Source organism: Chryseobacterium sp. C3, from assembly GCF_014218905.1.
GTDB classification, from domain to species: Bacteria; Bacteroidota; Bacteroidia; order Flavobacteriales; family Weeksellaceae; genus Chryseobacterium; species Chryseobacterium mucoviscidosis.
This window is the reverse complement of the sequence record NZ_JACLCU010000007.1, coordinates 213070-235048: the sequence shown is the minus strand read 5'-3', so window position 1 is coordinate 235048 and position 21979 is coordinate 213070. Positions and strand designations below refer to the sequence as shown.

The window sequence follows — 21979 nt, the reverse complement described above, 5'->3', positions numbered from 1 at the left end:
AATCATTTAATTAACTAAATAAAAAATACACTATGAAATTAAGTTTAGCAATTGTTGCATTAGCACTTACTGTTCCTACAGTTGCCTTTGCACAGGACTCAACTGCAGTAGTTTCAAACGGACAATATCCAAATACGTTTTCTTCGGGCTCTGCAAATGTTTCCCCGTTTACAAATAAATCTAAAAGATTTAACGATTGGGCAATCTCTTTCGGTGCTGGTGTACCATTAGTTCAATCTGCAGACTTAACATCTATAAAAAGCGGAAACGGTAAAAATCTTTTTGGTTATTCTGCATATGTAAGTATTGATAAAGCCATTACTCACGCTTTTGGTCTTAATTTACAATACGACAGAGGAGAAACGAGACAGGGATGGTTTAATACAAAAGATTCTGCGCCTTCTGACGCTTCAGCGTATCAACGTGTAGCTGCAAGAACGCAATATGATGCAATCTCATTATTAGGAGACATTAACTTCTCAAACCTATTCAGAAGAGTGGATAACCATTCTCCTTACAGATGGGCTTTACATGGATATGCAGGTATCGGAACTTTAGCTTACAGAGCTTATCAGAAAGATGATAAAGGGCAAAGACTGGTAACGGAAATTAAGCCGTTTCAACTTGGATCTATGTTTGCTCAGGCAGGTGCCGGTTTGAAATTTAAAGTAAACAGAAGAATCGATATCGAAGGTAGAGTAATGTATGCCGTTACCGGTGATGATGAATTTGACGGTGGAGGAGACAAATACAGCACGATCAACCAACGTGAAGAGCAGGTTTCTGATAACTTCTTCAACGCTACTTTAGGGGTTTCTTTAAAACTTGGAAAACACGAATCTCACTTAATGTGGCACGATCCGCTTCAGGAGATCTATTATAAATTAGATGTTTTGGCTAACAAAAATCAGGATATCGAAGTTTGTAAAAAAGGAGATCTTGATAACGATGGTGTTTGCGACGATTGGGACAGACAGCTTGATACTCCTGCAGGTGCAAGAGTGGACGGTGCGGGTGTAGCTCTTGATACTGACCTAGACGGTGTTATTGATCTATACGATAAGTGTGTAACCGTTCCTGGACCGGTTGAAAATCAAGGTTGTCCTACAACTACAACTCCGGTTGGACCTGTAACTGATTCTACAAGAACTTTGGAAGGAATTGAATTTGATCTGAATTCAGACAGAATTTTACCTTCTAATACTCCAATTCTTAACAACGCCGTAAATTATATTAATTCTTCTAATGGATCTTACACAGTAGTTGGAGCAACAGATACAAGAGCTTCTGATGCATACAACCAAAAACTTTCTGAAAGAAGAGCGAACAATGTAAAAGATTATTTAATTAAAAACGGAGTTCAGTCTGGTAAATTAAACGCAGTAGGTAGAGGTGAAAAAGACCTTAAATATCCTGAATGCGACCCTGCTACGAAATGTCCTGAATGGAAAAACAGAGCAAACAGAAGAGTTTACTTCGAAGCTAAATAATAAAAATTTATTATTAAATATATAAAAGCCATGCATTGCGTGGCTTTTTTTGTCAGAATACTTTTATTACTTTTATCCTATGATTTCTCAGCAAGATTTTCAAGAGCTAAAATTTAAAACCCTGAAACATTTTTGGGGGTATGATGGTTTTCGCGATTCTCAGGAAGCAATTATAGATTCTGTCATTAATGAAAAAGATACTCTTGTCCTATTGCCTACAGGAGCCGGAAAATCTCTTTGTTATCAGCTTCCCGCTTTATTAAAAGAAGGAACCTGTCTGGTCATTTCTCCTTTATTGGCATTGATGAAAGATCAGGTAAACCAATTGAAATCAAGAGGAATCGAAGCAGAATATCTGTCTTCGGAACTGGATGAATATGATGCTGAAAATATCTATGACCGATGCAAAGAAGGACTGACAAAAATGCTGTATGTCTCTCCTGAAAGAATCACCAATAAGCAGTTTCTCCAGAATATTGAAGAAATCGAACTGTCTTTCATCGCGGTAGATGAAGCGCACTGTATCTCAGAATGGGGACAGGATTTCCGCCCGAGTTATCAGAATATCAAAGAATTCAGAAAAAATAATCCTAAAATTCCATGTCTGGCTTTAACGGCAACTGCTACGCCAAAAGTTTTGGAGGAAATAAAATTAAAACTGGAACTAAAAAATCCGCAGGTTTTTCAGAAAAGTTTTAAAAGAGACAACATCAAAATTTTCATGGAAGAAGTTTCGGATAAATTTCAGAAAGTATATGATATTTTAAAATTCTCGAATGAAGCAGGAATTGTTTATGTGAGAACAAGAAAGGAAGCCGAACTCCTCAGTGAATTTCTGAAAAAAAATCAGCTTAAAAATGTAGATTATTTTCACGCTGGTTTATCCACGAAAGAAAAAAACACGAAACAGGAAGTATGGAACAGAAGCAATAATCATGTCTTAATTTCCACCAATGCATTTGGGATGGGAATTGATAAAGATAATGTACGCTTTGTATTGCACTACTCTCCTGCTCCATCCATTGAAAATTATTATCAGGAAATCGGGCGTTCCGGAAGAGACGGAAAAGAAAGTTTCGCATTTCTGCTTTGGAATAAGCAGGAAATTTTAAACTTTGACCAAATTTTAAAAAACCAGATTCCCAATAAAGCCGAGTTTTTAAAGATCGTTACTTACCTCTACTCTATTTTTCAGGTTGCCGAATTTGAGCTTCCGGAAAAAGTTTTTCAACTGAATATCAACGGAATTTATAATTTCACGAAACTTTCGAATGCGAAGATCAGAAATGTTCTCAATTTTCTTCACAATCAGGAAATAATTTATTTCAACGAACATAAAAGTCTATCATCGCTTCAGTTATTGATGGAAGCCCATGAAATTGATCAGTTGCCCAGAAAAGATGCCTATTTTTTAGAACTGATGCTTCGTACCATTTCCGGAATTACTACACATAAAGTGATGTTCAGCGAACAGCAGGTAAGCGGAAAAATCGGATCCAGTGTCGAATTAATCAAAGAACGATTAAAAGAACTTCAGCAAAAAGGCTATGTGGAATATATTGACGGTGCTTTATCAAGCATAAAATTCCTGAAACCAAGAGATGAAAGATTAAACAGCTCTGTGTACTGGAAACTTTTTGAACATATTCAGAAAAATAAAATCCAAAAGTGGGAAGAGATGAAATTTTACATCGAAGATGAAAAATACTGTAAGATGAAGCTCATTCTCAACTATTTCGGTGAAAAAAACGCTAAAAACTGCGGGCAATGTTCTGTCTGTGAGCGAAATAAACAGTCGATTTTCGGGAAAAATATTTCACACCAAATCCTCAATTTGCTGAGTAAAAGACCGGCAACGATTGAAGAACTTTCTATCCAGCTAAGCTATCATTCCAAAGAGAATATTCTGGAAAATTTAATTTTTCTGCTGGATACCGGAAAAGTAAAAATGCTGAATTTCAGAACGTATGCTTTGGCTTAAAATGCTTCACAGCAAGCTTAAGATTATATTTTTCTGATCCTGACTCTCAATTCTAAAACCAAATCTTTCAATCCTTCCTCAAAGACCTTATCTTTGCAGTATGAAATCATTGAAAGTTGTATTTTTAGGAACTCCGGAGTTTGCCAAAGCTTCTCTGGAAGCCATTCATCATTCTCATCACGAAGTTGTAGGCGTTGTAACGGTTGCGGACAAAGCGAGCGGACGCGGGCAGAAAATCAATCAGTCTCCGGTAAAAGTTTTTGCCGTAGAACATAATCTTCCTGTTTTTCAGCCGGAAAAACTGAGAAATCCCGAATTTTTAGAGGAATTAAGAAAACTGGAAGCCGATGTTTTTGTGGTGGTCGCTTTCAGAATGATGCCGAAAGTTTTGTTTGAAATGCCAAAAATGGGAACTTTCAACCTTCACGCTTCTTTACTCCCCGATTACAGAGGTGCGGCGCCGATCAATTACGCGATTATCAACGGAGAAGAAAAATCCGGAGCTACAACCTTTTTTATCAATGAAAAAATAGATGAAGGAAATATTCTCCTTCAGGAAGAACTCCCTATTTTACCAGATGAAAATGCGGGAAGCCTTCACGACAGACTCATGGAAATGGGCTCTGAGCTTGTGGTAAGAACATTAGACGGATTGGCAGAAAATTCAATTACCGAAAAACCGCAGCCGGAAGTTGAGCATCCGAAAAATGCCTTTAAAATTTTTAAAGAAGATACAAGAATCGACTGGACAAAAAATTCGAAAGAAATTCATCAGTTTATTCTGGGAATGTCTCCTTATCCTGCAGCTTTCACCACTTTAAAGATAGGCGAAGAAGAAAAAGGACTTAAAATTTTCGGTGGAAAATTTGAAATTTCAGATCATGGAAAAACAGCCGGAAGTCTTGAAATTTCTAAAAACGGATTTAAGATTTTTACCAAAGACGGCGAATATTTTCCATCAGAATTACAGCTTGAAGGAAAAAAGAGAATGAACATCAAAGATTTTCTGAACGGTTTCAGAAATTTCGACGAAATAAAAATGGCTTGATTTCTCAAGCCATTTTTATTTCGTCGAAGTGAATTGTCAACAGTGAATTCATTTCATTATCAATTTTAGCATTAAAAATTCACTTTCAGAGCAAAATTGACCATTAACAATTCACATTTTATAGTTGCACCATTTCCGTTACCTCAACGTCATATCCGCCAACCTGAGGTTTTACGTTAGGATTCTGGGTGATTACTTTAAATTTATTAATTCCGAGATTTTTAAGAATCTGTGTTCCGATACCGTAATCTCTGTAATTGAATGCTAAAGTAGGATGCTGCTGTTGTCCGTCCTGATAATTCAGGAACTGCTGAAGTTTTCTTAATGTATTTTCAGAGCTGGAAACATTATTAATGAAAACAATGGCTCCTTTTCCTGCTTCATTCACCATAGAGGTTACTTTTTCCAACTGAGGTTTTTCGCCGTTATTCAGTCTCGTTAACACATCAAAATAAGAATCTGATGACTGAACTCTTACCAAAACAGGCTCATCAACAGTCCAGGAACCCTTCGTTAAAGCAAAATGGATCTGATCGTTGGAAGTTTCTCTGAAAGCGAAGAAATCGTAATCTCCGTAAGCGGTTTTTACTTTTCTTTCTTCAATTCTTTCAATAAGATTTCCTTTTTTAAGCTGATAATGAATTAGATCTTCAATGGAAACAATTTTCATATCGTGTTTCTGTGCAAAAGCATAAAGCTCCGGCAAACGAGACATCGAACCGTCTTCATTCATGATTTCACAGATTACGCCTCCTTCTTTAAGACCGGCAAGACAAGTTAAATCAATTGCCGCTTCTGTGTGTCCTGCTCTTTTCAGAACACCTCCTTTTTTTGCTCTCAATGGGAAAATATGACCGGGACGCATAAAATCTGTCGGTTTAGATTTTTCATCCATCAAAGCCAGAATGGTTTTCGCTCTGTCGCTTGCAGAAATTCCGGTAGAAGTTCCGTTTCCTAAAAGGTCTACAGACACCGTGAAAGCGGTCTCTTTCGGATCGCTGCTTCGGCTTACCATTACTTCAAGACCAAGCTCATCACATCTTTTTTCAGGAAGCGGCATACAGATAAGACCTCTTCCGTGAAGCGCCATAAAGTTGATAATTTCAGGTGTTGTAAGTTCTGCCGCACAAAGAAAATCGCCTTCGTTTTCTCTGTCTTCATCATCCACTACTATGATTATTTTACCATTTTTAAGGTCTTCTATTGCCTCTGGAATAGTATTTAACTTAATATCAGACATTTTTACTTTTTAAATTTGTGCAAAGATACTTATAAAAATATGCATCTCCCAATATTATAAATTCTTTATTATTCGTTAAATACGGAGTTTCTGGCTTTTCTGAAAATACTGTATGATTCCAGTCTTTTCTGACGATCGTAAATGTGGGAATTAATCATCAGTTCATCCACATTAAATTTTTCCTGAAAACTTTTCAGCTTTTCTTCGATTTCACTCTGATTTCCGATAAAAGTATATCTCAGTTTCTGCAAAACCATAGATTTTTCCATAGGCGACCAGATGTCGTCCATATCATCAACCGGCGGTGCAAAAGGCTTTCTGTCGTTTCGGATAATATTAATAAAAGCCTGAAACAATGTTGTGGACATTTTATGAGCTTCTTCCGAAGTTTCTGCTGCAATTCCGTTGACACAGGCAATGATGTAAGGTTTATCTAAATATTTTGACGGTTCAAAATGTTCTCTGTAAATATTGAAAGCCATTTCCATCTGCTCCGGCGCAAAATGCCCCGCAAAAGCATACGGAAGTCCCAATTCTGCTGCCAAAAAAGCACTGTCTGTACTGGAACCTAAAATATACATCGGAATATCCAGTCCCTCTCCCGGAATGGCACGAACCAAAGCATCACGGTTTTCTTCGGAAAAATATTTCTGTAATTCTAAAATCTGTCTTGGAAACTGCTGATTGATCATTGCAGGATTTCTTCCCAAAGCCTGAGCGGTTAAACCATCCGTTCCCGGAGCTCTTCCCAAACCAAGATCAATTCTGCCGGGAAAAAGAGATTCTAAGGTTCCGAACTGTTCGGCAATGACTAATGAACTGTGGTTCGGAAGCATAATTCCTCCGGAACCGACTCTTATTTTTTTTGTTCCGTTGGCGATAAAACCAATCAGAACGGAGGTTGCAGAACTGGCAATGCTTTCCATATTGTGATGTTCGGCAAGCCAGAATCTTTTATAATCTAAATGTTCAGCATGACTGGCTAATGATAAACTGTCCTGAAAAGTATCATGAACAGTTTTTCCCTGCTTTACAGGGGCAAGATCCAATACTGATATTTCAAAATTTTTCATATCGGGATATTCTGTTTAGACAAAAGCATTTCATAAAACTTTTGTCGATTCATTATTTTAAATTTTTACACAACAAAGATAAGACTAATAAACTGCATTAGTTACTTTTTGTAATCGATAAGATTAATGGTGAGGTTCAGGGAAAAACTATGGGGGAAATTTACTTTTTGCAATTGTTTTAGAAACACAATCTGCTCCCGAAAACTTCAGATCCATGAAAGCGTATTATAAAATTACAGCAAGTGAGTATAATTTTCTATTCATATCAATATTAAGTTTAAAATATTTAAAATTTAATTATTTCACAATAAAAAATTAATAAAAACTGTTATTTTTTAAAATTATAATGATTTTGTTAAAAATTAATTGATTTTTAATACATTTGAACAAAAATTTATAAATTATGAAAAACGTTATTCAGACACAACTTACCAACGATTTAAAAACACAAATAGATGCCAAAATTGTTGAATTAGAAGCCTTATTTCAGGGAAAACTGGCTGCTTTAAATGCCGAACAAAGAAAACTTTACGGAACCATAAATGAGCAGAACAAACTTTTTGTGAACAAAGTGAGAGATTATAAAATGAACCAACCTCAGTTGAGTGCAGATGATGTAGACTGGGATGAATTTGAAAGCGATTATCAGGCAAGAACTTTCTTAGAAACTAGAAAAGAAAGATTAGCCAGTTTGGTATATCAAATGGAAAGTACCAAGATTTTACACGATTACGATAATTATAATGATGCATTAGACGATTATGCATACTCTCAATACAAAAAAGGAAGAGAAGTAATTGGCTTTGCAGAAAAAGTAGCAGACCTGAAACAGTTTTTCCCAAGAACAGCAAAAAATAATATGCCTGAAGGCGAAAAATAAAGTAATATAGTATAAGTAAAAACTCAAAACCTAAACGTTAAGGTGAACAAAAGACCTGATTAAGCCTTTCTACGTTCTGTTTAAGTCTTATTACATTCCGTTTAGGTTTTTTAACTAAAGTTTTAAGTCTTTCAGGCAAATCTTTAGATAATTTGTTGAAAATTTTAGCTATTTTCATCAAAAATTTAGAAAAAATAAAATCAGGTAGTTTTATTAACTGTCCTGATTTTTTTATTGTTGTAAATACTTAAAATATTTGAAGAAAAGAGCATTTAAAAGTAAATACACCTAATGAATAGAAAATGAGTATTGCAAATTAATTTTTTATTTTATATTTGCGAAAGAAAATAAAGAAGCGTTATTTATAATACCCGGTTGGTTAAAATCGACAAATTTACAAACATACAGGGTCATTATAGGTTTCGGTTCACGTTATATGGCGTGGACTGTCCTATCTTGTATGTGGGTGTTTGTCGATACCTAACCAACAGATAGTGTACAGTACCACGCTTTCTTTTTTTAAATCATAAAGTTTCATAAAAAATTATCACTGGTAGTATAATTATGGAAAATATTTTTAGTTTTGATACGTTAATGATTAAAAACTAAATAAATAATCAGTAAATCGATTTAAACATTGAGTATTTTGTAGTACGTAATGCAAAGGAAAGATGATTAAATATGCTTGCAAGCAACACCGATTAAGGATCTAATGTGTATAAACTTTGATTCAATGTTTAAAATAAACAATACACAACATGAAAAAAGTAATTTTCGGTATGTTCCTTTTAGCAGGAACTACATTCGGATTCGCTAACAGCACAGAAAGCATTAACATTTTAGATGTTAAAGGCAAAGAGTGTAAAATCACATCAATTAAATACTCAGAAGACGGTCAAAAATGTACAGTAACAGCAAGTTACAATAATGGCAATGGTAACTACGGTACAATTACAGTAACCGCTTCAACATGTGCAAAAGCTGCTATGATAATAACAACCATGTTAGCACAAGGAGAATAACGGAATTTATTAAACACCAAATGTAGATTAATGTGTATAAACTTTGTTCAATTTTCATTTATAATAAAACTACACACACATGAAAAAAGTAATTTTCGGTATGTTCCTTCTAACAGGAACTACATTCGGGTTTGCTAATACAGCAAGCAAAACAATCAATAAAATTAACAAAACAGAGTTGACAAAATTGCTTAATGTAAAAGGAGCAACTATTGATTCTGTTGTTTATGATGGCGGTAAATGTACAGTGAAAGCAACATACAATAATGGTACAACATCTGGTACAATAACAGTTACGGCGAGTACTTGTTCTCAAGCGATGGCAACTATTACTATGATGCTTTTAGAAGATAAATTGTAAATTCAAGTTTGCTCTGTCTATGATAGAGCAACTTGTTTTAAATCAAATTTAAAATGAGAGAAAAAATATTATTCTTACTTCTTTTTTGTAGTCTAACAATATTTGGTCAAAATAAAGCGGTTATTGTCAATTATGATTTCTATGAATCTTATAATTTAGGATTACATTTACAATCGTCATTAAAAAATGATGGCAACAACTCTCTTTTTGAAATCAATGATAAACAAGGTACAGAAGACTCTAAAGGAACAAGTTATGATAATAGTGGAAATCCTGTCTACACAATACAAGAGAAGAGAAGAGAAAATCGAGTAGTTTTTAAAGACTTTAAAAAAAATAACCTAATGTCGGTTATCAACGGTTTTAATCCTAATAATTTTTTTGTAGTTGACGAGCAACTACCTTCTTTCAATTGGAAAATTGAAAACAACACAAAAGAGATTTTAGGTTATAGCTGTAAAAAAGCAACAACTTCTTTCAGAGGAAGAAATTATATAGCTTGGTTTACAAGTAAAATTCCTGTTTCAGATGGACCTTGGAAATTTCAAGGACTTCCAGGATTGATTTTAGAAATTACTGACGATAGTTCACAAATAAAAATTGAAGCTACTAAATTAGTTTTAAATGCAGAAAATGCTAATATCTCATTTAAACCTGATACTAAATATTCTAAAGTTAATTGGGACGGATATGTGCAAACTGTTGAAAAGGATTTTGGAAAGCAAGTAAAATTTTACAAATCAATAGCAAGTCAACAAGGAGCAGAGATTGAACTCGATTTGAAGTTTGAAAACATGGAATATGTTAGTAAAAAAGATGAAAATAATTAATCTTAAATACATTTATTTCTCTTTATTTTTTTTTAGTTACAATCTTTTTTTTACACAAATTATTACAGGAAGCGTAAAAGAGTCAATATCTAAAGAAAATATTTTCGCTAATATCATCATTAAAAATGGAGAAAAACCTGATGATATTAGCGAATTTGCTATTGCTAAAAACGGCACTTATAAAATAAAACTTTCAGGAGAATATAAAAAAGTAATTGTTGAGGTTAATGCTTTTGGCTATAATATAGAAAGACATACTATTGAAAACCCTCAGAAAGACAAAACATATAATGTAGACTTTGAATTGACTAAAGAGCAAGTAAAAGACATTAAAGAAGTTGTAATTACTTCAAATAAAAAGCCTTTTATCATTAAAGAAGATACAGTAAATTATAATGTTTCAGCTTATCGTGACGGCTCTGAAAGAAAAATAGAAGATATTATTAAGAAGTTACCAGGCATTCAGGTTAATGAAAAATCAGGAGAGATAAAGTATAAAGGAAAATCAATTGAAACAGTTCAACTAGAAGGAGACGATTTGTTTGGCTCTAATTATTCTTTAGGAACAAAGAATATCAACGTTGATATGGTTGAACAAGTACAAGCAATTGAAAATTACTCTGCAAATCCATTGCTTAAAGGTATCGAAAATGGTGATAAAGTTGCATTAAATTTAAAACTAAAGAAAGGCAAAATGGATTTCTCAGGAAATATGGATTATGGCAGTGGTTTTTTCTCAGATAACAACCAAGCCTATAATGTAGGGACTAACATTTTAGCGATTTCTAAAAACTACAAGTCATTTGGAACATTTTCGTATAATAATGTCGGTGTAAACAACACTCCTTTTGACTATTTCGGTTTTAATTTTAATACTGAACAAGCTGCGGAAAGAAATTTTATGGCTAAAAAACTTATTCCTGAATCTATTTTCACAAGTGCATTAGATGATAGCCGAGCAAATATCAACAATTCCATTTTCGGAAATTACAATAGTATTTTTAAAATTGGAAAAAAAGTAAGTTTAAAAACTAATTTATACTATATCCAAGATAGAATTTTACAAACACAATTTTCTCAAAATGAAATTGTTACTACAGACAATACTTTTACAACCTCTGACTTATACGAAACAAAAAAGAAGCCTGTTTTATACAGAGGTGACATTGAATTAAAAATTAACACTTCCAAAAAGTCGCTTTTAGAATACAAAGCAAAATTAAGCCAAGAAAATATAAATACATTTTCTTCTGTTTTACAAAATAATACGACATCTTTTGATACAAAGTTGCAGTCTGAATCATTCTTACTACGCCAAGATGTAACTTATACTCAAAAACTATCAGAGAAAAAAGCACTTCAAATACAAGTTTTTCAAAGCTATAATAAAACACCTCAAGATTTATCTATTACTCCATCATTACAAATAGATTCACTAACCAATTTCAACACACAGTTTAGTAGATTCAAGAAAAATATATTTTCAACTCAGGGAACATTTTTAGGAAGTACATCTAAAACTAATTATGCCTTCTCCACAGGTATTGATTTAGAGAAGAATCCTTTTATTTCTTATGTAAATAATAATTCTAACGTGAATTATCTTAATGATTTTTCGTACGATAAAAACAACATCTGGCTTAAAGGAGCTTACCATATTCAATATGGTGATTTTAAGATTTCACCTTCATTTACAGCAAATTACTTTACTCAAAGTTTAGATAATATTTCTGAGCAAAGAAATGATTTTCTAATCGAACCTTCATTAGCTCTAAAGTATAAGCTAAATGACAAATCTGCTTTATTTTCTTCAGTTAATTTTACGCAAAAGTCTTTTTCTGAAGAGTATTTTCTTATTAAACAGCTTTTTACGACACCTCGAAATATAATTAGTAGCAATCCATCTTTAGAAATAAAAAAAACATTATCATATAATCTGTTTTACTCTGTTAACAATTTGTATCGGCAATTCCAATTTCGATTAGGTTTCTTGTACAATAAAGACAATGGAAGTTATTTTTCAAATTTGAATATTTTAGAAAATTCAACATCTGTAAATTATTTCTACCTTCCAAAATCAAACGAAAATATGACTTTCAATTTTTTCATTGAAAAATACATCCCCAATATTGAAAGCTCAGTAAGACTTTCTTCTGATTGGTCAATTTCAAATTATAAGAACATTATAAACAATTCTGATTTAAGAAATAATAAATTAAAAAATCTAACATCTGAATTTTTCTTCAAAACAGCTTTTGATATAAAAATTAATTTTGAAAATCAATTTAAATTTTTTCAAAATATTGCAACCAGTGATAAATCAGAAAAGTTTCAAAACAATTCGATTCAGAACACATTTAAAATTATAATAAAACCTCAAAAGAAATGGTTTATCTTACTATCATCTGATTACCACATTCCAAATTTAGAAAAGAAAGGCAATTATTTATTTTTAGATGCTACACTTAGGTTTACTCCAAACAAAATTTTAGACTTTAGTTTTTATGCGAAAAATATTTTAAATAAAAAGATGTTTTCCCAAGTTGAAACATCAGATTTCTCTACAACTATTTTTCAAAGCAATTTGATTCAAAGATATTTTATGATAAATGCCTCCTATACTTTTTAAAACTAATCAAAGAAAATCTCAAAGATTTTAAAACCTGAGTATTGTAATAATAAGGCTCTTAAAAAACTTAAAATTCCCGGTATTTCAGGAAATCATTTTGATATTGAAACGGGCGAAGAATATTGGGTTTCCGGAGTGAAGAAAAATGGACAGGACAGACATCAGTTTGGCGACGGAAAGATTATGATCGACAGAAAATCTGTTCCTGAATATTTAAAACTTGTTGATTTCACCATTTTAGACGAAAATACATTTACGCTGATTGATTTTGCAAAGACCGATAAGCAAAGATTTAATGAAATAGAAAATGAAGAAATATCTTTCAAAGATACAAGTCTTCATGCAAGTTATTTTGAAAACAATCAACGGAAATTAATTTTAAACAGAGAATATTGAAAATCGCAACCCTCAACATCGATTGGGCGAGAAAAAAGAAACCTTCAGGAACCGCGGAATTTCTCAATCAGTTTGATTTCGATTTTCTTATTCTCACGGAAGCCATTGATCTTGATCTTCAAAATTTTCCGTATCAATATCTCTGTTCGCCGATTCCTGAGAACACCGTTTATGAAAATCTCAATTATTCGGAATATTTAAAAGGAGAAAAAGCTTTCCGGACAATTTTATACTCTAAAATTCCCTATTCGAAAAAATATGCTGTGACGGATGATAAAACCAATCTCGCTTTGGAATTTGAAACAGAATTGGGAAAAATTGTTTTCTATTGTACCATTATCGGAACTTGGTTTAACCGAAAACCTTTTGTTGATATTGAATTGCAGAATACCATTCAAGACTGTCGAAAAATTTATGCAGAGAACAAAAATATTTTTATCGTTGGTGATTTTAATACATCCTTCCGAAAAGGTGAAGAACGATTTTCAATCAGTTCCAGCACAACGGAAACTTTAAAAAGTCTATTTAAAGAATTAAACTTAATCAATTCTACCTCAAAAATTGAAGAAAATATTGATCACATTATTATTCCCGTAGGTTTTTCAGACGATACAGAATGCGGAATTTTTGTGGATAAAAATGTAGTGAGTGATCATAAAGGCGTTTTTATGACAATCTTAAATTAAAGCTATTTATCAATGTACCGTTTAAAAATCTGTTTTTCCTTACCTTCTTTTTTATTCTGAATTACCAAGACATCTTTGCTCAGTTCCTGAATTTCAAATGTCTTTTCTTTTCCCAGTAACGTAATTTTCAAATTTCCTTTGGTTCTTTCAATTTTATAAGGACCGGTCATTCCGCCAATCATTCCGTTGGAAGCCTGATCGATCATTTCAAGACTTGCCGTACTGTCTTTTTTAAAGGTGAATATTCCGGTAGAATTGCTGTTCGCAATGGATTTCTGCGACCATGAACCAATGAGCAGATCGTAATTGAATTTAGAATCGTGATCTGCATTCAGTAAAAATGCAAACAAAAAAGTAAATAGATATTTCATTGTGATGAGGATTTAATACCTAAAAATACAAAAATTCATCAGGAATTTATTCTTCCAAAAAAAAATTATGATAAAAAAACCTCACAGGTTTTAAAAACCTGTGAGGTTTGTGGCTGACAGATCAGCAATATTTATTGATTCTTCTCCTTCAGGTAATTAAAATGATTGATCAGAATCCTGATTTCATTAAATTCAAAATCACTTGGGAGAACATTTTTCCACTCCGTTAAAGTTTCTTTGGGATCTTTGTAGAAAATATCTTCAAAGGCTTTTATTTTATCTGAAGTAACCACTCTTGAAATATCAAGCAATCCCTGTTCGGCAAATTTCGCCAGATGACCAATCACGGTTTCTTTCACCAAACCTCTTTCCAGAGCGATTTCCCCGATGGTTTTTCCCTGCTCAAACAACTGGAACGTAAGAACCTGAGACGGAACTTTTGCGACTTTCATAGTCACTTCCTTGTTGTTGATCTCATCCAGAAGCTTGGTTTCCAGCAAGTGAATTTCCTTTAAACTGTTTAAATATTCTTCAATATCTTCCAGCCAAACCCGGAAATCTTCGTTATACTGTTTCAGACCTTTTGTTCCTTTAATTTCGGCATAAAAATCTTTCAGCGGACTGAAAACCTTATCTCTGATTGCGGTAAAAAAGAAATTCACCGCACCTTTGGTTTTGCTTTCAATTCCAGACCATTCTTCTTTCTGCTCAATGAAATTGTTCACCTTTTGGGAAATAACCCTTTCCAGTTTTTCGAAAATCTTTCCGAGATTAACGATTTCAGGTTTTAACTGATTATATAATTGCTTCGTTTTAAGATGATCCAGACTTTTCGTAACGATTGAAAGATTGTTCCAGTCTTCAATTTCCTTTAAAAGCCATTGAGAATCGACCGCACGAAGCACTTTCCTGATGCTGTAATCGTATTTTTCGTTATTTAAAATCCCTTCTACCTGATCATTGGCAACTGTATCAGAATGAAAATGAAGGATTCTGTTATCTTTGAAAATAACTTCAGGCGTAATTTTAGATTTCAGAACAATCCCTTCCAAAGTACGGCAACGCGATAAAGCAACATACACCTGCCCTGCTGTAAAACTCTTTCCGGCATCAATAATCACGCGGTCAAAGGTTAAACCCTGACTTTTATGAATGGTAACCGCCCATGCTAATTTTATCGGAAACTGTTCGAAACTCCCCAAAACTTCTTCCTTAATATTCTTATCGGTATCCAGAAAATATTTTTTCTGTTCCCAGACTTCACGCTTTACGGTAATCTCTCTTTCGCTTCCATCCAGAATTACTTTAATCTCGTTTTCGTCCAACGCAGAAATTTCGCCCAGCTTTCCGTTGAAATATCTTTTTTCTCCGGAAATATCATTTCGGATAAACATGATCTGCGCTCCGATTTTCAGGTCTAAAAACTGTTCGTTCGGGAACTGATTTTCTTTAAATTCTCCGAAAAGTTTCGCTTCGTAGGTTTTAGAAGTTATTTTTATTTCGTCGAGTTTTTCCTGATTGATATCGTCTGCCATTTTATTGTGTGAACAGAGATAAACATAAGGTTCGTCTCCGGAATTAAAATCCGGATCATATCTTTCATTTAGCCTTTCAAAATCTATATTCGTAATATCTCCGTCACGGATCGCATTCAGAATGGCAAGAAAATCTTCATCCGACTGACGGTAAACTTTAGTAAGTTCTATGGTAATTAATGGGATTTCCTTAATCGCATGACTATCAAAAAAGAAAGGCGAATTGTAGTACATTTTAAGAATATGCTCATCCCTCACAACCGGCGGAAGCTGATACAAATCCCCGATGAACAGCATCTGAACCCCTCCAAAACGCTGATTATTTCTACGGATAAATCTCAGAGAAAAATCCATCATATCCAGGACATCGGATCGAAGCATGGAAACCTCATCAATAATAATCACCTCTACTTCACGCAGAAGTTTAAGCTTATCTTTTCTGTATTTGAAATGAGGCATCAGGTCTGCAATATTATTTGCCAGACTGGTATCGATTCTTTCCGTGGTCGGTAAAAACGTTCTCAGCGGCAGTCCAAACATAGAATGAATGGTTACGCCACCTGCATTAATGGCTGCAATTCCTGTAGGAGCAACAACGATGTGTTTTTTTCTGGTACGCTTTACAAAATCGTTGAGGAAAGTCGTCTTTCCTGTTCCTGCTTTTCCCGTTAAAAATACGCTTCGGTTGGTATGTTCTATTAAGTCAAAAAAATGATTGTTCATCGCTGTCAAAATTACGGAAATGAAACTTAAAATCCTTATCTTGGCATAAGTTTTGAAAATTTTGAAACAGAAAAAAGTAATTATGCTAAAACCTCTTTCTTATATTTCTGCTGTATTATTCAGTATTTCGGTAGTATTTGTTTCCTGCGGAACCGCAAAAGAAGCGAATGCCAATCTTCCTCAGGATATCGCAGAAAGACCTGCCGATGAAAGCAGCCAGAAATACGATCAGGCACAGCTCGACAGAATTCGGGTTTCTATTGAATCTGAAGTCACGAAAGAAAAATGTACGGATGCAACTGAATGGGCTTTCGCTCCGATGGGTGCTAAATCCTGCGGCGGACCTCAACTGTACATTGCCTATCCTAAAAAAATGGAGGAAAGTATTCTAAACAGAATTGATGATTATACTGAAAAAGTAAAAGCTTTTAACCAAAAATACGGAATCATGTCGGACTGCATGATGGTAAATCCTCCAACAGCAATTAAATGTATAAAAGGCAAAGCTGAACTGATTTATTAAAAAACTATGATAAAATTCTATCAGGAATTTCATTAAGGATAAAAAAGCATTACTGAAAATTTCAGCAATGCTTTTTTATTTTCATGAATTTGAATTTATTGTGAAAATTTACCTGCGAAGCAAATTCACCATTCATCATTGAATTAAAGCTTATCCTTCTACATTCTTCACGTTTTCTTTATACCATGAAGAATATTTTACGTAATTATCTGCAATTCTGTTCACTTCCCCTTCCAGAAGCTGCGAATTAATATCTTTGATTTTTCTTGCCGGAACACCGCCCCAAACTTCTCCGGATTTCACATGGGTTCCCTGCGTTACCACAGAACCGGCACCGATAATCGAGTTTTCTTCCACAAGACAGTCGTCCATTACAATTGCTCCCATTCCGATAAGCACATTATCTTTAATGGTACATCCGTGAACAATTGCGTTGTGACCAATAGATACGTTATTTCCGATATTCAGAGGATGTTTCTGATAGGTACAGTGTAACATTGCATTGTCCTGAACATTTACTTTATTCCCCATTTTGATGTAGTGAACATCTCCTCTAATCACCGCGTTATACCAAATGCTGCAGTCTTTTCCCATCGTAACATCTCCAATGATGGTTGCTGTTTCTGCTAAAAATGTATTTTCTCCTATTTGTGGGACTTTCCCTAAAAGTTCTTTTATAAGTGCCATATTTTTTATTTTGAAAATTTTATAATGCGCCAAGTTGAAAATGATCGATTGAAATCATAGATTGTAAATTACAGTGATAGCAAAAATCTAACTCCCAACTTCCGGCTTCTTAGTTCTAATTGCGTATTTTTGTATCTCAAATTTAAAGAAAAAATGCGTACGATACTTATAGAGCCAACCGAAAACCCGAAAGTGATGAAATTTGTAGCAGATTACAATCTCATTCCGGGATCTTTGGAGTTGGACAGAGATTCAGATATTTCAGAAATTCCGATTGCTCAGGAGCTTTTCAATTATCCGTTTGTGGAAAGAATTTTCATCACGGCAAATTTTGTAGCAGTTGCAAAACAGGATACGGTAGAATGGGAACACGTGGCAGAAAGCCTTAAAAATGTAATTGAAGACGAATTGCTTGCAAATCCGAGAATTTATCTTCAGAAGAAGAAAGAAATGTACCAGATCTATGCGGAAATGACTCCGAACCCGAATGTAATGAAATTTGTTTCGAACAAATTACTGCTCGAAGGTTTTGTAGAGGTAAAATCAAGAGATGAAGCAGAAGGCGTTCCTTTAGCTCAGGCAATTTTCAATGAATTCGATTTTGCGAAGGAAGTTTTTATTTCCGATAATTTTGTGGCAGTTACGAGAGATAATTATGTAGAATGGCATCAGGTAATGATGACGGTTCGTGCATTAATTGCAGAATACCTGCAAAACGGAGGCGAAATTTCAAATATTGAAGCTCAAAAGCATGAAAATCCGGTTGAAAAAATCATCAACAGAGAATATACAGACGACGAACAGAAAATTTCTGATATACTAAATGAATACGTGGCTCCTGCAGTAGAAAACGACGGCGGAAAAATTTCTTTAATGGAATATGACAAAGAAAACAAAACCGCAAAAATGCTTTTACAGGGTGCCTGTTCAGGATGTCCAAGCTCAACAGCTACGCTAAAAGGCGGAATTGAAAATATTTTAAAACAGTTTGTTCCGGATTTAGTAGAAAAAGTGGAAGCTGTAAACGGATAAAAAACATAAGCAATCAGTAATATTTTAATTATTCGTTACCCATTGCTCATTATTTATATTTTATGAAAGGAATTTTATTAGTAAATCTTGGTTCGCCGAAATCTACGGCAGTAAATGATGTAAGAGAATATCTGGACGAATTCCTGATGGATGAAAAAGTGATCGATTACCGCTGGTTTTTCCGTGCGCTTCTGGTACAGGGAATTATCCTGAACACAAGACCGAAAAAATCTGCGGAAGCATATAAAACGGTTTGGACGGACGAAGGTTCGCCGCTTATCGTGATCACAGAAAAAATTCAGAAGAAACTTCAGAAAGTGGTGGATGTTCCTGTGGAAATCGGGATGAGATATGCGCAGCCGAGTATTGAAGTCGGAATTCAGAAACTGGTAGATCAGGGAGTTTCCGAGATTGTACTTTTCCCGCTGTATCCTCAGTATGCAATGAGTACAACAGAAACGGTGGTGGAAAAAGCAGAAGAAGTAAGAAAACAGAAGTTTCCGAAGGTAAAGATCAATTATATTCAGCCTTTTTACGATCGCGATATTTACATCAACTGTTTAGCAGAAAGCATCAGAGAAAAACTTCCTGAAAATTTCGACGCTTTGCAGTTTTCTTATCACGGTGTTCCGGAAAGACATATTTATAAAACCGATCCTACGAAAACATGTAATCTGAATGACTGCTGTTCCAGAGAAAGCAATCCGAGTCATACGTTTTGCTACCGTCACCAATGTTTTAAAACAACCAATCTGGTAATTGAAAAACTGAATCTTCCGAAGGAAAAAACCATTGTTTCTTTCCAGTCAAGATTAGGAAAAGACAAATGGATCGAACCTTACACCGATGAAACACTTGAAACCATTCCTAAGAAAGGAGTAAAAAACCTAGCCATTGTCTGTCCGGCTTTCGTTTCAGACTGTCTGGAAACACTGGAAGAGATTTCCGTAGAAGGAAAAGAGCAGTTTTTACACGGCGGTGGAGAAAGTTTCCATTACATTCCGTGTCTTAATGATGAAGACCGATGGATTGAAGTAGTAAAAACACTTTGCGAGGAAAAACTTCATGAGTTTTATCTGGTATAGTACCTTTTAAATCTCAAGAACAATAAAGAAGACCACAGAAAAATTTCTGTGGTCTTGCTTTTAAAAATATTATGGTATACTATTATTTTTTAATTAAGTTTCCTGCTTTTTGTCCGTTTACGGTTACTACATAAATACCCGGAAGCATATTACCCGGAAGCTGAATTTCCACTCTGTTTGCTCCGTCTGTTAATTTCACTTTCTCGGAAATTTCTCTTTTGCCTGTTAAGCTCATCAGTTCTACTACTCCGCTTCCTTCTTTACCTTCAAATGAAACGGTAAATTTATCTGTTGCCGGATTTGGACTGATAGTGTAAAGCAATGCATCTGAAACCGCTGTTTTTCCTGCTGCAGAAGTTCCGCCTCCTACACCTACGGCATTCCATGCGTTGGTAACCTGAGTAACTTCAGCACTTCCTGCACCATATAAATCTGCTGCTGCCTGAAGAGAATATGTTCTTGCATTCAGGAAAGTAGATGAAGAAGACAAATAAGTAGTCAGCGTTCTGTAAGCAATTGCTGCTGCTTTATCCAGACCGATTCCTGTAACGTTGTAAGCAAATCCTTTGTCATTGGTTCCGCTTCCTCCGGTTACCAATAAATAATACCAGAAATTAAGAACTCCCGAATTGGTATGAACCCCACAATAGTCATTGGTTTGGGAAGGAGTTACACAACCTGTTGTCGTTGTAGTTTTCCAGTATGTTCCAAGATAGGTATCCGGCTGTCCGTAAGCATTCGGGTTTGCCATATCTCTGATCACGTAGCTGAAATCTTCTCCTAATTTCCAACTATTTTGTGTAGGTCTTGCCCAACGTTCTATTGAATTTCCAAAGATATCGGAAAAACCTTCATTTAATGCTCCGGATTCTCTCTGGTAAGCAAGGTTTGCTGTTTTGGAAGTCATTCCGTGAGCAATCTCATGTCCGCAAACGTCTAACGCTGTAAGAGGTTTTCCTCCATTGGTAGATGAACTTCCATCACCATACGTCATTCTCGTTCCGTCCCAGAACGCATTAAAATAGTTAGTAGAATAATGCACGTAAGATTTTATTGCAAAATGATTGTTATCAATACTCTTTCTTCCGAATTTTGTGTACAGATAATCCAAAGTCATTTCGGCACCCCAATGTGCATCGGTTGCATACTCGTCTTTGTTTGTATTAACATTATTCCATGTGTTATCCGCATCTGTAAAATCTACTGCTGAAGCGTAGCTGGTTCCCTTTTTCAGGTTGAAAGTCTGTACAGCAGTTCCGCCGTTTCTTCCTGTTTCTCTCAGTCTGTAGCTTCCGTTGTAAGAATCTGATACGATGCTTCTCGTACCGCTGTATCCTGTAACTGCCGTTCCCGGTGCGTTTACTTCATGAATGATTGCATCAACCCCCAATACTTTTCCGTCTTTTGCATCCACAAAAACATATTGTCTGCTTAAAGGTTTCTCTGCATAGATATCAAATTTATAGGCTAATTTTAAGTCGTTCATTTTTTCATCTGACGGATCAGAGTAATAAACTACTTCACCTTTAGGAGCAAAAGAAGCATTGGCATCATTAGATTCTTTTTTAATGAATTCTTCTTCTTCTTTATTCTGCCATTTGTAAGATTCAGCTCCTACAAATGCCATCGCATTCTGTAAAGCAATGCTCTCTGAAATTTTTGCACTTTTCTCTAAATTTTTAGGAGTTTTAACGATCCATTTTCCGGACTCTCCTACAATCTTGCCGTCTTTTGTCTGTACAGCCATCATTCCGTATTCTACAGGAATACCATCAATGGTCTGCTGGAATCTGTGTGTTTCAAATCCCAACTGATCTTTTTCAAATCCCAACTTACGACCTTGAGCCTGAGAAAGTCTTTGTGAAGCTTCATCGAACAAAACGGGACTGCCCTGAAAAGCAGGTCTGTCTTTTTCGAATCTCATAAAATCTGCATGCAATCCGTCTTTCGCCGGAATTAATTTTGAAGGAACATTTTGCCCGAAAACAAAAGAGCATACAGCAACACTTGACACTAGGATAAATTTCATTTTCATAATAAATATTTAATGGTTTTAAATTTAATTAACATAAACTCTTTACCAAATTAACGAAATAAATATTAATTATTCAATAGAAAATATATATCACAGAAAAAATCATAATTACGATTTTATAACAATTAACATTATTAATGTAAAATTTTATCTCAAAACAGATTTTATGTTAAAATATTTAATATAAATCATGCATTCTTGAATTAAAATTTTTCACTATGTAGTGCATTATAATTCAAAGTTATTTGAATTATATACAAAAACTTCACTATTCTACAAAAATAAATAATCGATAAAATAAACAAATACCCCCTATAAAAAAAATGCAAAATGATAAAAAAAATAGTAAATA

19 protein-coding genes are annotated in these 21979 nt (G+C 34.3%); 13 read left to right on the top strand and 6 right to left on the bottom strand.

Annotated elements, in window-relative coordinates; all coding sequences use genetic code 11:
* Window positions 1–32: 32 nt before the first annotated feature.
* The 3 genes from H6W53_RS16565 (at window position 33) to fmt (ending at window position 4519) form a co-directional block, all read left to right on the top strand.
* A complete protein-coding gene (locus H6W53_RS16565; RefSeq protein ID WP_185208422.1) occupies window positions 33–1490 on the top strand; it encodes an OmpA family protein in 1458 nt (485 codons plus the stop codon).
* A 79-nt stretch (window positions 1491–1569) separates the two neighbouring features.
* A complete protein-coding gene (locus tag H6W53_RS16560) occupies window positions 1570–3471 on the top strand; it encodes an ATP-dependent DNA helicase RecQ (RefSeq protein ID WP_185208420.1) in 1902 nt (633 codons plus the stop codon).
* Window positions 3472–3571: 100 nt separating this feature from the next.
* Window positions 3572–4519: a methionyl-tRNA formyltransferase gene (gene fmt, locus H6W53_RS16555; RefSeq protein ID WP_185208418.1), complete on the top strand. Its 948-nt coding sequence runs from the start codon at window positions 3572–3574 to the stop codon at window positions 4517–4519.
* A gap of 118 nt (window positions 4520–4637) precedes the next feature.
* On the opposite strand, the gene ribB is transcribed toward fmt, so the two are convergent.
* The gene (ribB, locus tag H6W53_RS16550; protein ID WP_076390916.1) at window positions 4638–5759 is read right to left on the bottom strand and encodes a 3,4-dihydroxy-2-butanone-4-phosphate synthase; all 1122 of its coding nucleotides are present in this window, start codon (window positions 5757–5759) and stop codon (window positions 4638–4640) included.
* Window positions 5760–5827: 68 nt separating this feature from the next.
* A complete protein-coding gene (locus tag H6W53_RS16545; protein ID WP_185208416.1) occupies window positions 5828–6832 on the bottom strand; it encodes an LLM class flavin-dependent oxidoreductase in 1005 nt (334 codons plus the stop codon).
* 403 nt (window positions 6833–7235) lie between these two features.
* Between H6W53_RS16545 and H6W53_RS16540 the strand changes: the two genes are divergently transcribed.
* The 7 genes from H6W53_RS16540 (at window position 7236) to H6W53_RS16510 (ending at window position 13636) form a co-directional block, all read left to right on the top strand.
* Window positions 7236–7712, top strand: a complete 477-nt coding sequence (locus H6W53_RS16540; RefSeq protein ID WP_087712353.1) for a hypothetical protein — start codon at window positions 7236–7238, stop codon at window positions 7710–7712.
* A gap of 758 nt (window positions 7713–8470) precedes the next feature.
* On the top strand, window positions 8471–8734 hold the full coding sequence (locus H6W53_RS16535; RefSeq protein ID WP_185208414.1) for a hypothetical protein: 264 nt from the start codon (window positions 8471–8473) through the stop codon (window positions 8732–8734).
* A 79-nt stretch (window positions 8735–8813) separates the two neighbouring features.
* Window positions 8814–9095, top strand: a complete 282-nt coding sequence (locus H6W53_RS16530) for a hypothetical protein (protein ID WP_185208412.1) — start codon at window positions 8814–8816, stop codon at window positions 9093–9095.
* A gap of 53 nt (window positions 9096–9148) precedes the next feature.
* Window positions 9149–9925, top strand: coding sequence for a GLPGLI family protein (locus H6W53_RS16525; protein WP_185208410.1), 777 nt, complete (start codon window positions 9149–9151; stop codon window positions 9923–9925).
* Window positions 9912–12554 carry a hypothetical protein gene (locus H6W53_RS16520; protein WP_228457820.1) on the top strand — a complete coding sequence of 881 codons (2643 nt, stop codon included), beginning with the start codon at window positions 9912–9914 and terminating at the stop codon, window positions 12552–12554. Before H6W53_RS16525 ends, H6W53_RS16520 begins: the two co-directional genes overlap by 14 nt.
* Before the next feature lie 135 nt (window positions 12555–12689).
* Complete coding sequence (locus tag H6W53_RS16515) at window positions 12690–12950, top strand: hypothetical protein (RefSeq protein ID WP_185208406.1); 261 nt, start codon at window positions 12690–12692, stop codon at window positions 12948–12950.
* Window positions 12947–13636, top strand: coding sequence for an endonuclease/exonuclease/phosphatase family protein (locus tag H6W53_RS16510; RefSeq protein ID WP_185208404.1), 690 nt, complete (start codon window positions 12947–12949; stop codon window positions 13634–13636). The genes H6W53_RS16515 and H6W53_RS16510 overlap by 4 nt, the downstream gene beginning before the upstream one ends.
* A 2-nt stretch (window positions 13637–13638) precedes the next feature.
* Here H6W53_RS16510 and H6W53_RS16505 read toward each other — a convergent pair whose 3' ends face one another.
* Together H6W53_RS16505 and H6W53_RS16500 are read right to left on the bottom strand one after the other, a co-directional pair.
* The gene (locus tag H6W53_RS16505; protein WP_185208402.1) at window positions 13639–14007 is read right to left on the bottom strand and encodes a hypothetical protein; all 369 of its coding nucleotides are present in this window, start codon (window positions 14005–14007) and stop codon (window positions 13639–13641) included.
* 131 nt (window positions 14008–14138) lie between these two features.
* Window positions 14139–16265: a helix-turn-helix domain-containing protein gene (locus H6W53_RS16500; RefSeq protein WP_185208400.1), complete on the bottom strand. Its 2127-nt coding sequence runs from the start codon at window positions 16263–16265 to the stop codon at window positions 14139–14141.
* An 82-nt stretch (window positions 16266–16347) separates the two neighbouring features.
* Here H6W53_RS16500 and H6W53_RS16495 point away from each other — a divergent pair, with 82 nt between their 5' ends.
* A complete protein-coding gene (locus tag H6W53_RS16495; RefSeq protein WP_185208398.1) occupies window positions 16348–16788 on the top strand; it encodes a hypothetical protein in 441 nt (146 codons plus the stop codon).
* Between the two features lie 150 nt (window positions 16789–16938).
* Here H6W53_RS16495 and H6W53_RS16490 read toward each other — a convergent pair whose 3' ends face one another.
* Window positions 16939–17475, bottom strand: coding sequence for a gamma carbonic anhydrase family protein (locus tag H6W53_RS16490; RefSeq protein ID WP_185208395.1), 537 nt, complete (start codon window positions 17473–17475; stop codon window positions 16939–16941).
* A gap of 153 nt (window positions 17476–17628) precedes the next feature.
* Here H6W53_RS16490 and H6W53_RS16485 point away from each other — a divergent pair, with 153 nt between their 5' ends.
* Complete coding sequence (locus tag H6W53_RS16485; protein WP_185208393.1) at window positions 17629–18507, top strand: NifU family protein; 879 nt, start codon at window positions 17629–17631, stop codon at window positions 18505–18507.
* Window positions 18508–18569: 62 nt separating this feature from the next.
* Window positions 18570–19592: a ferrochelatase gene (hemH, locus tag H6W53_RS16480; RefSeq protein WP_185208391.1), complete on the top strand. Its 1023-nt coding sequence runs from the start codon at window positions 18570–18572 to the stop codon at window positions 19590–19592.
* A gap of 82 nt (window positions 19593–19674) precedes the next feature.
* On the opposite strand, the gene H6W53_RS16475 is transcribed toward hemH, so the two are convergent.
* Complete coding sequence (locus H6W53_RS16475) at window positions 19675–21621, bottom strand: M4 family metallopeptidase (RefSeq protein WP_185208388.1); 1947 nt, start codon at window positions 21619–21621, stop codon at window positions 19675–19677.
* Between the last annotated feature and the right edge of the window lie 358 nt (window positions 21622–21979).

What these genes read in the sequence shown, in the direction of transcription:
- H6W53_RS16495 (WP_185208398.1), top strand. Translation starts at nt 16,348, where the DNA reads ATGCTAAAACCTCTTTCTTATATTTCTGCTGTATTATTCAGTATTTCG.
- H6W53_RS16505 (WP_185208402.1), bottom strand. Translation starts at nt 14,007, where the DNA reads ATGAAATATCTATTTACTTTTTTGTTTGCATTTTTACTGAATGCAGAT.
- H6W53_RS16520 (WP_228457820.1), top strand. Translation starts at nt 9,912, where the DNA reads ATGAAAATAATTAATCTTAAATACATTTATTTCTCTTTATTTTTTTTT.
- H6W53_RS16560 (WP_185208420.1), top strand. Translation starts at nt 1,570, where the DNA reads ATGATTTCTCAGCAAGATTTTCAAGAGCTAAAATTTAAAACCCTGAAA.
- H6W53_RS16545 (WP_185208416.1), bottom strand. Translation starts at nt 6,832, where the DNA reads ATGAAAAATTTTGAAATATCAGTATTGGATCTTGCCCCTGTAAAGCAG.
- fmt (WP_185208418.1), top strand. Translation starts at nt 3,572, where the DNA reads ATGAAATCATTGAAAGTTGTATTTTTAGGAACTCCGGAGTTTGCCAAA.
- H6W53_RS16530 (WP_185208412.1), top strand. Translation starts at nt 8,814, where the DNA reads ATGAAAAAAGTAATTTTCGGTATGTTCCTTCTAACAGGAACTACATTC.
- H6W53_RS16565 (WP_185208422.1), top strand. Translation starts at nt 33, where the DNA reads ATGAAATTAAGTTTAGCAATTGTTGCATTAGCACTTACTGTTCCTACA.
- H6W53_RS16485 (WP_185208393.1), top strand. Translation starts at nt 17,629, where the DNA reads ATGCGTACGATACTTATAGAGCCAACCGAAAACCCGAAAGTGATGAAA.
- hemH (WP_185208391.1), top strand. Translation starts at nt 18,570, where the DNA reads ATGAAAGGAATTTTATTAGTAAATCTTGGTTCGCCGAAATCTACGGCA.
- H6W53_RS16535 (WP_185208414.1), top strand. Translation starts at nt 8,471, where the DNA reads ATGAAAAAAGTAATTTTCGGTATGTTCCTTTTAGCAGGAACTACATTC.
- H6W53_RS16525 (WP_185208410.1), top strand. Translation starts at nt 9,149, where the DNA reads ATGAGAGAAAAAATATTATTCTTACTTCTTTTTTGTAGTCTAACAATA.
- H6W53_RS16500 (WP_185208400.1), bottom strand. Translation starts at nt 16,265, where the DNA reads ATGAACAATCATTTTTTTGACTTAATAGAACATACCAACCGAAGCGTA.
- ribB (WP_076390916.1), bottom strand. Translation starts at nt 5,759, where the DNA reads ATGTCTGATATTAAGTTAAATACTATTCCAGAGGCAATAGAAGACCTT.
- H6W53_RS16475 (WP_185208388.1), bottom strand. Translation starts at nt 21,621, where the DNA reads ATGAAATTTATCCTAGTGTCAAGTGTTGCTGTATGCTCTTTTGTTTTC.
- H6W53_RS16490 (WP_185208395.1), bottom strand. Translation starts at nt 17,475, where the DNA reads ATGGCACTTATAAAAGAACTTTTAGGGAAAGTCCCACAAATAGGAGAA.
- H6W53_RS16540 (WP_087712353.1), top strand. Translation starts at nt 7,236, where the DNA reads ATGAAAAACGTTATTCAGACACAACTTACCAACGATTTAAAAACACAA.